The sequence below is a fragment of the Nocardia pseudovaccinii NBRC 100343 genome, from assembly GCF_001613225.1.
Classification (GTDB): Bacteria; Actinomycetota; Actinomycetes; order Mycobacteriales; family Mycobacteriaceae; genus Nocardia; species Nocardia pseudovaccinii.
Genome location: NZ_BDBY01000085.1, coordinates 1 through 2,170, shown reverse-complemented (window position 1 = coordinate 2,170; position 2,170 = coordinate 1). Strand labels below are relative to the sequence as shown.

Annotated in this window: 2 protein-coding genes; both read right to left on the bottom strand. The window is 64.8% G+C overall.

The window, feature by feature from the left end; all coding sequences use genetic code 11:
* Positions 1-24: 24 nt before the first annotated feature.
* A complete protein-coding gene (locus tag NP3_RS09555) occupies positions 25-642 on the bottom strand; it encodes a pyridoxamine 5'-phosphate oxidase family protein (protein ID WP_063039817.1) in 618 nt (205 codons plus the stop codon).
* A gap of 215 nt (positions 643-857) precedes the next feature.
* On the bottom strand, positions 858-2,170 hold a 1,313-nt coding region (locus tag NP3_RS09550), incomplete at its 5' end, for a molybdopterin dinucleotide binding domain-containing protein (protein WP_281197348.1).

Below are 2,170 nucleotides of genomic sequence, written 5' to 3'. Positions count from 1 at the left end.
GCTCCGTCTGGGTCAAGCACGCGGTCAGCGTGGAATAAGGGCGCTGACCTGTGCCTTCGCCCCGAAGTAATCGCCGCCCTTGGCGCGGATGTTGTCGGTGCCCCACTGTCGTTGCTCGCGCGCTGCGGGGACCAGATGCGGGATGTGTTTGCGGCAGTGGATGTAGGCCTCTTCCACATCGACCACCACCCAGTGCTGTGCGGCTCGTCCCTTGACGTTCTCGGGTAGTTCCGGGACGTTGTGGCGCAGCGCGGTGTCGTCCACGATCCGTGCCGAACCGTTGATGTGCAATCCGATCAGATCCTGTACGAAATCGATTAGCAGGATGCCTACGTGCGGGTTCTCCAGGATGTTGCCGAGGCTGGCGTGCACACCGTTGCCGCGGTATTCCGGGTAGGCAAGAGTGCGTTCGTCGATCACGTGCAGAAAGCCGGGCAGGCCAGCACGGAAGCTTGCGTCGCATTCGCCGTGTTCGTCCGCGGTGGCAATGAAGGCCATATCCATCCGGGCGATGAATTCGATCATCGCCGGGTTCAGCTGATCGAGTACTTGATCTTGGTAGAAGCGTTCGGCGCGGTCCTGCGTACCGTACCTGTCCTGTAGTTCGTGCTCACCGTCACTGCCACAACGTGTACCGGGCATCGCGCCCCCTCTGGTAGCTGGAATCCGGCACACCGCAACGGGTTCGACGCTGAGCCCGCGACTAAACCGAAATCCTGTCCATTTTAGTCTGGCAACACAGCAAAATCCATGTTGAGAATGCACTGAATCTATAGTTAGCGCACGGGTTTCCAGAAGATAGCTACAATCCGACCGGCCGGAACTTTTAGTGCCCGGCTGGTCGAATCGAGCACAACTCAGGCGGGGGTCAAAGTCACCGGAACGCCATTGAAGACCGCATTTCCGGAGGGCACATCCACCACCGAATCATCGGTCAGCACATTGGCGTTCACCCCGGCATGCGCGCGGGCCACCGTCTGCGTGCTGTCGGTATGCCCCCAGCCGTGCGGCAAGCTGACCACCCCGGGCATGATCGCCTCGGTCGGCTCCAGCGGTACCGTCAGCGTCCCCGCGGCGGACTTGACCACGGCGGTATCGCCGAGTCCCAACCGCGCCACATCCGCCGGATTGATATGCAGCGTACAGGTATTCGACCCGCTGACCAGCGTCGGGATATTGTGCATCCAACTGTTGTTGGATCGCAATTGACGCCGCCCGATCAGCACCACATCCGGCGCGGCATCGGCGAGCCGGGCCCGCATCCGCGCGACGTCGTCGAGCAGCGGCTGTGGCGCCAACTCAACCTGCTTGGACGCCGTCCGCAGCACGCCGGGCAGTCGCGGCCGCAGCGGTCCGAGATCGACACCGTGCGGATTGTCCAGCAGCACCTGCAGATTCAGCGCGCTGTATTGATCTCGGCGCTCCCGGGGCCCTTCGTGGTCACGCAGGCTACCGCCTCCGGGCCCGTCGCTCGCGCCGCCATTCCACTCGCCATACGGCCCGAGCCGCAGCATCAGGTCGATGCGCTGCTCGGTGCTGTTGGACCCGATGAGTTCGGGCCGTCGCTCCGGTATGCCCGCCTTGTGCAGCATGCCCGCGATGATCAGCTCGTCGACGCCGTTGAGCGCCTCCGGTCCGGCGGGCTGCCCGGTGAGTGCGGCCCCGAGCCTGGCCAGGATCTCCGACTCCGAAGGGCGATCGCCGAGCGGGACCAGCGGCCGCGAGTACCGCGCGTAATTGCGAACCGCGAACTGCAGCAACGCGAAGTCGTAATGCGGCGACTGCGTCGAGCGCGGCGGCGGCAGGATCACATCCGCATGCCGGGTGGTCTCGTTCAGGTACCGGTCCACACTGACCATGAAGTCCAATTGCGCGAACGCGGTATCCAACCGGACCCCGCTCGGCGCGGACAGCACCGGATTACCCGCGACGGTCACCAGCGCGCGCACCTGCCCCGCGCCCGGTGTCATGATCTCGTCGGCCAGGGTCGCCACCGGCAGTTCTCCCATTGCCTCGGGCAGCCCGCGTACCCGGCTGGCCCAGCGCCCGATGCGGAACGGCTTGGTGCGCGGGATACCGCCCGCCGCCGCATCGGCGAACATGGCGCCGCCGGGTGAATCGAGATTGCCGGTCAGCACGTTGATCACCTCGACCAACCACTGTGTCAGCG

Bases quoted from the DNA above. Each gene is read 5' to 3' on its own strand.
- NP3_RS09555 (WP_063039817.1), bottom strand. From the start codon at position 642: ATGCCCGGTACACGTTGTGGCAGTGACGGTGAGCACGAACTACAGGAC.